The sequence below is a fragment of the uncultured Corynebacterium sp. genome, from assembly GCF_902782855.1.
Lineage (GTDB): Bacteria > Actinomycetota > Actinomycetes > Mycobacteriales > Mycobacteriaceae > Corynebacterium.
The window spans coordinates 1-5,439 of record NZ_CACZOO010000143.1 but is presented as its reverse complement, the minus strand read 5'-3'; the positions used below and the strand labels follow the sequence as shown (position 1 = coordinate 5,439).

The 5,439-nt window shown below is 67.2% G+C and carries 5 protein-coding genes; 3 read left to right on the top strand and 2 right to left on the bottom strand.

The window, feature by feature from the left end; genetic code table 11:
• Nucleotides 1–658 (top strand): alpha/beta-hydrolase family protein (locus tag QZV72_RS06620; RefSeq protein ID WP_297006498.1); only part of this gene is annotated, 658 nt, incomplete at its 5' end.
• 20 nt (nt 659–678) lie between these two features.
• Here the strand turns inward: QZV72_RS06620 and QZV72_RS06615 are convergent.
• Entirely contained in the window at nt 679–1,002 is a 324-nt protein-coding gene (locus tag QZV72_RS06615) for a putative quinol monooxygenase (RefSeq protein WP_297006496.1), read from the bottom strand.
• Between the two features lie 226 nt (nt 1,003–1,228).
• Here QZV72_RS06615 and ppk2 point away from each other — a divergent pair, with 226 nt between their 5' ends.
• Nucleotides 1,229–2,158 carry a polyphosphate kinase 2 gene (gene ppk2 / locus QZV72_RS06610; RefSeq protein ID WP_297006494.1) on the top strand — a complete coding sequence of 310 codons (930 nt, stop codon included), beginning with the start codon at nt 1,229–1,231 and terminating at the stop codon, nt 2,156–2,158.
• Between the two features lie 3 nt (nt 2,159–2,161).
• Here ppk2 and QZV72_RS06605 read toward each other — a convergent pair whose 3' ends face one another.
• On the bottom strand, nt 2,162–4,027 hold the full coding sequence (locus QZV72_RS06605; protein WP_297006492.1) for a long-chain fatty acid--CoA ligase: 1,866 nt from the start codon (nt 4,025–4,027) through the stop codon (nt 2,162–2,164).
• Nucleotides 4,028–4,211: 184 nt separating this feature from the next.
• Between QZV72_RS06605 and QZV72_RS06600 the strand changes: the two genes are divergently transcribed.
• Nucleotides 4,212–5,291 (top strand): enoyl-CoA hydratase/isomerase family protein, encoded by a 1,080-nt coding sequence (locus QZV72_RS06600; protein WP_297006490.1) that lies wholly within the window; start codon nt 4,212–4,214, stop codon nt 5,289–5,291.
• The last annotated feature ends 148 nt before the right edge of the window (nt 5,292–5,439 follow it).

Below are 5,439 nucleotides of genomic sequence, written 5' to 3'. Positions count from 1 at the left end.
GTGGCACACCCTGCCCGGGAACCACCGGCCGAAGCTGTACATCTACGGTGAGTCACTGGGCACCACCGCTGCGGAGAGTGCTTTCTCAGGTATCCGTGACATTGCGGGGGCCGTCGACGGAATGCTGCTGATGGGGCCTCCGAACAGCAATGAGCTGCACCGTGACTTCGTCGACCGTCGTGATCCCGGGACCAGTGAGGTGAGCCCGGAGTACTCCGGCGGCATGACCGTGCGGTTCGCGGAGAACGCCGGGGACATCACCGCCTGGCGTCACGAACTCAACGGGGGGAACCCCGCAGATGAATGGCGCTCACCGCGGGTCCTCTATGTTCAGCATCCCTCTGATCCGGTGGTGTGGTGGTCACCGGACCTCATCCTCAAACGGCCGGACTGGCTGAGGGAGGATGCCGGTTTTGACCGGAGTCCGGCGATGAAGTGGATGCCTTTCGTGACGTTCTGGCAGGTCACGCTGGATCTTCCACGCGCGGCGAAGGTTCCCGACGGTCATGGTCACAACTACGGGACCTCCGTCATCGACGGGCTGACCGCGGTGGTCGGGGACGGGTGGACCGACGACGACATTTCGCGGCTGCGCGGCGAGCTGGAGGAGGCGATGCGGACCCAGGGGCCGGAGAAGGAGATCGGCGGGAACAGTTGACCCGCCGCCCCCGCAACCGGCTATTCGACCGAGAACTCCGCCATCCGGTCCCATTCGGTCTTGCCGGGGATCGTGTGGTTGATGATCTGGGGCGTTTCGGTGAGCACGGTGGGGAAGAGTCGGCAGGCGGTCTTGAAGTGCTCGCTCTGCACGTGGGCGACAGCGGCGTCGTCCCGGAAGGACTCGACGAGCAGGTACTCGTCCGGGTCATCGGTGTTGCGGAACCAGTCGAAGCAGAGGTTGCCCTCTTCGGCGCGGGTGGCGTCGGTGAAGTCGGCGACGATCTCGCGGAAGTTGTCGACGTACTCGGGGAGCGGGCGGAATCGGACATTGATGAGAATCATGGGCCCGACCCTACCCGTGGTGGCGCGGTTCCGGGTGTGTGATTTCCCCGGTCCCCTGCTGCGGCGGTTGCTCTCGATCATGTGGTTCACCGGGGGCACTCCGGCACATTCCCTTTCAGTAACAATAGGGGTGAGGGTCGAACGGATGATCGGCACGGGGTGGGGCGGGGTGGGGTGTGGGAACCTCGGAAGCGGTACCGCCCGTCGCACGCGGTAAACTCCGGGCATGTCCCCGAATAACCAGAACACCGCTCCCGTCCGCGCCGACGACCGCATCGTGACCCCGCCGAAGCTCGACAAGCAGGCCTATGAGAAGCGTCTGGAGGAACTGCAGGCTCAGCTGGTGGAGATGCAGCAGTGGGTCCGGGAGACCGGTGCCCGTGTCGTCATCATCATGGAGGGGAGGGACGCGGCGGGTAAGGGCTCCGCGATCAAGCGCATCACCCAGTACCTCAACCCGCGGTACTGCCGGGTCGAGGCGTTGCCGACCCCCACCTCCCGTGAGCAGGGGCAGTGGTACTTCCAGCGCTATGTCGAGAAGCTGCCCACCGCCGGGGAGATCGTCATCTTCGACCGCTCCTGGTACAACCGGGCCGGCGTCGAGCGCGTCATGGGCTTCTGCACCACCGCCCAGTACCGTCGGTTCCTTCATCAGGCGCCGGTCTTCGAGCGGTTGCTCGTCGAGGACGGCATCATGTTGCGCAAGTACTGGTTCTCGGTCTCCGATGACGAGCAGATCCGTCGGTTCACCTCACGCCGTGAGGATCCGCTGCGCCAGTGGAAGCTCTCCCCGATGGACCTGCAGTCCATCACCCGCTGGGAGGACTACTCCCGGGCGAAAGATGAGATGTTCGCCCACACCGACACGGTCACGGCCCCCTGGTACACGGTGGAGAGCGAGGACAAGAAGCGCTCGCGCATCAACGTCATCAACCACATCCTCGAGTCCGTGCCGTGGGAGAAGGTCGAGAACAACCCGCCGAAGATCCCCGCCCGTCCTGAAGGAGACTCGACCTACGAGCGCCCCCCGCGGACCGAGTTCCGCTACGTCCCCGACGTCGCCGGTGACCTGGAGAAGTCCAGGGTCGCTGCGCAGAGGTCGGAGAAGTCGAAAAAGTCGCAGAAGTCGAAGAAGGTGAAGAAGAACGGAAAGTAGCCCCTACTCCGCGTACAGCGCCTCGATCTCCGTGGCGAAGTGCTCGCCGATGACCTTGCGGCGCAGCTTCAGCGACGGGGTGATCTCCTGGTCCTCGACGGTGAGGTCGCGGGGCAGGATCCGGTAGGTCTTGATCTGCTCCCACCTGTTCAGGGTGGCGTTGAGCTCGTCGACGTACCCGCCGACCAGCCCGTGGACCTTCGGCGAGGAGACGATGTCCCGGTAGCTGCCGGAGACCCCGGCCTTCTCCGCCCACGCAGTGATCGCCGCCTCGTCGAGGGTGATCAGGGCACTGACGTATTTCCGGTTGTTGCCGATGACGACCATCTGGCTGGCCACCGGGCACAGGCCGCGGAACGAGGACTCGATGAGCGCCGGGGCGACGTACTTGCCGTTCGAGGTCTTGAACAGCTCCTTCTTGCGGTCGGTGATGCGCACCCGGCCCTCGCTGTCGATCTCGGCGATGTCGCCGGTGCGGAAGAAGCCGTCCTCGGTGAAGACCTCGGCGGTGGCCTGCGGGTTGTTGTGGTAGCCGTCCATGATGGAGGGGCCGCGCAGCAGCAGCTCGCCGTCGCTCTCGACCTTCGCCTCGATGCCGTTGAGGGGGCGCCCGACGTAGCCGGTGCGGTAGGTGCCCGGCAGGGTCAGGCAGGTGCCCGCGCTCGACTCGGTGAGCCCGTAGCCCTCCAGCACCGGCATGCCGACGGCACCGAACCAGCGGCTGATGTCCGGGTTGAGTGCGGCGGAACCGGAGATGAACCAGCGGGCCCGCCCGCCGAAGCGCTCCCGGACCTTCGTCAGCACGATCCTGTCGCCGAGCTTCGCCTGCCAGCGGGTGAACGCGCCGGCGTGGCCGACGCCGTGGTCGGCGTCGAAGACCGCGCCGCCGTTCTTCACGGCCCACCGGTACAGCTTCTCGGTGATGCCGCCCTTGGCGACCATGGCGGCCTCGACACCGTTGTAGGCCTTCTCGAAGACGCGCGGTGCGGACGCCATGAACGTCGGCTTCACCTCGGCGAGGTTGTCGACGATCTTGTCGATCCGCCCGTCGACGGCGGTCTCGAAACCGAAGTACAGCGGCAGCACCATGAAGAGTTTCCCCATGACGTGGGCCAGCGGCAGCCACAGGAACTGCTTGTCGTCGATGGTGAGGAGCTCTTCGCCGGTGTCCTTCGCGGTGGCGTCTGCGGTGTAGGCCTCGAAGACCCACACCCGGTGTGGCAGCCGCACCCCTTTGGGGCGTCCGGTGGTGCCGGAGGTGTAGATCAGGGTGGCCAGGTGTTCCAGCGTGGTGGCGTCCACCCGGTCGTCGACCAGCGTGGGGTTCGAGCGCAGCGCGAGGACGCCCCGGTGGCGCAGGTCGAGCATGGTCAGTACCCAGGAGGTGTCGGTTCCTTCGGGTATCCGGCCGGTCATGAGAACCACGTGCTCGACCTTGGGCAGCCGGTCCCGCAGGCCGGTGATCTTGGCGAGCTGGTCGGCGTCCTCCACGAAGACGACTTTCGCGTCGGAGTCGTCGAGGATGAACTGTACGTCCTCGGCGATGGTGGTGGGGTAGACGGTGACGGTGGCCGCTGAGGCGTCCATGATCCCGTAGTTGGTGAGAACCCACTCGAAGCGGGTGGTGCTCGCGATGGCGACCCGGTCCTCGGGCTGCACGTCGAGGCTGACCAGGCCCGCGCCGACCTCGGCGGCCTGGGTACCGAGCTGTCCCCAGGTGACGACGTCCCAGCTGCCGTCCGCGGTGGGGAAACTGTAGGCGCGGCGCTCAGGGGTGGCGGTGACACGTCGGCGGAGCATGTGTCCGACGGACCGCACCGTAGGGTCGGGGGTGACGGTCGAGGCGCCGGTGGCACTGGCGGTGCTCATCATGGGTCCCTTCGGGGGTCGGGCCGGGGCAGTCGTGACCTGTGTACGGCACTGACCGACTCGGGTGATATACATCACTGTACCAAAGGAAACATGATGTGGAGCAGGGGTTTCCGTTGCCCGCTGCGACGTGTGCCGAGGGGGCCGGGTCCGCGCATCGCGTGATCTGTGCCACTATGGGCACATGACTGAATCTGGACTCACCGTCGCTGTCCTCGGTACCGGTGCCGGCACCACCGGCGTCATCACCCTGGACCGCCCCCGCGCCCTCAATGCCCTGAACCTCGACATGATCCGCGGCATCGCCGCCGCCCTCGACCGCTTCGCCGCGGACGACGGCGTACGTCAGGTCCTGATCCGGTCGGCGTCGCCGAAGGCCTTCTGCTCCGGCGGGGACGTCCGTTCGGTACGGGAGACGGACATGGCGGGGGACCGGGCGGCAGGGGACACGTTCTTCCTCGAGGAGTACGACGTCAACGACATGATCGCCACCTTCCCTAAACCGGTGATCGCCCTGATCGACGGCATCACCATGGGCGGTGGCATGGGGGTGTCGATGCACGCCTCGCACCGTGTCATCACCCCGAAGGCCTGGGCGTCGATGCCGGAGGCGGCCATCGGGTTCGTCACCGACGTCGGCATCTCCCACGTTCTCACCCACCTGCCGACGCAGTCGGGGCAGGGGCGGCCGTCGCTGGAACTCGGTCTCTGGCTCGCCGCGACCGCATACCGGATGACCGCGGGCGACCTGCTGTGGACCGGTCTCGCGACCCAGCTGGTGACCGACGCGGACGCCTTCACCGACCTGCTGTTCGCCGAAGGGCCGGACGCGGCCCTCGCCGCCACGGTCCCGGCCCGGGAGTACCCCGACTCCGCCCTGGCGGGTATGGCGGGACGCATCGTCGAGCTCATGGCAGGTGCCCGTTGGCCGGAGATCGACGCCAGGCTCCGGGCTGACGGGAACAGTGCGGACCCCACGGCGGCCCTCACCCGCGACCTCCTCGCCCCGGCGAGTCCGGGCTCACTGGAGGCGATGGCGGCGCTGCTGGAGTACTCGTCGACGCACACCCTGCGTGAGGCGCTGGACGCCGAGTTCGCTCTCGGTCGCCGGGCCCGGCAGCTGCCGGACTTCGCGGAGGGGGTGCGTGCGGTGCTGGTGGACAAGACGAAGGACGCCGCCTTCGTCCCCGCGACACTCGCGGAGATCGGGGACGGCGTCCGTGCGGAGATCCGTGCGGTTCTGGCGGATCCCCTCCGACGCTAGGCGACACCCTTCCGGGAGAGCTGCTCGACGATCCTCTCGTCGAGGTGCCGGGCCAGGTACGCCCGCCAGGCCCTGCGCAGCAGCCAGGCCAGCAGGAATCCGGCGGCGAGGGTGACGAGACCGCCGACGATGTCGAGCAGATAGTGGT

Coding starts and splice junctions, on each gene's coding strand:
- QZV72_RS06615 (WP_297006496.1), bottom strand. CDS start 1,002: ATGATTCTCATCAATGTCCGATTCCGCCCGCTCCCCGAGTACGTCGAC.
- ppk2 (WP_297006494.1), top strand. CDS start 1,229: ATGTCCCCGAATAACCAGAACACCGCTCCCGTCCGCGCCGACGACCGC.
- QZV72_RS06605 (WP_297006492.1), bottom strand. CDS start 4,027: ATGAGCACCGCCAGTGCCACCGGCGCCTCGACCGTCACCCCCGACCCT.
- QZV72_RS06600 (WP_297006490.1), top strand. CDS start 4,212: ATGACTGAATCTGGACTCACCGTCGCTGTCCTCGGTACCGGTGCCGGC.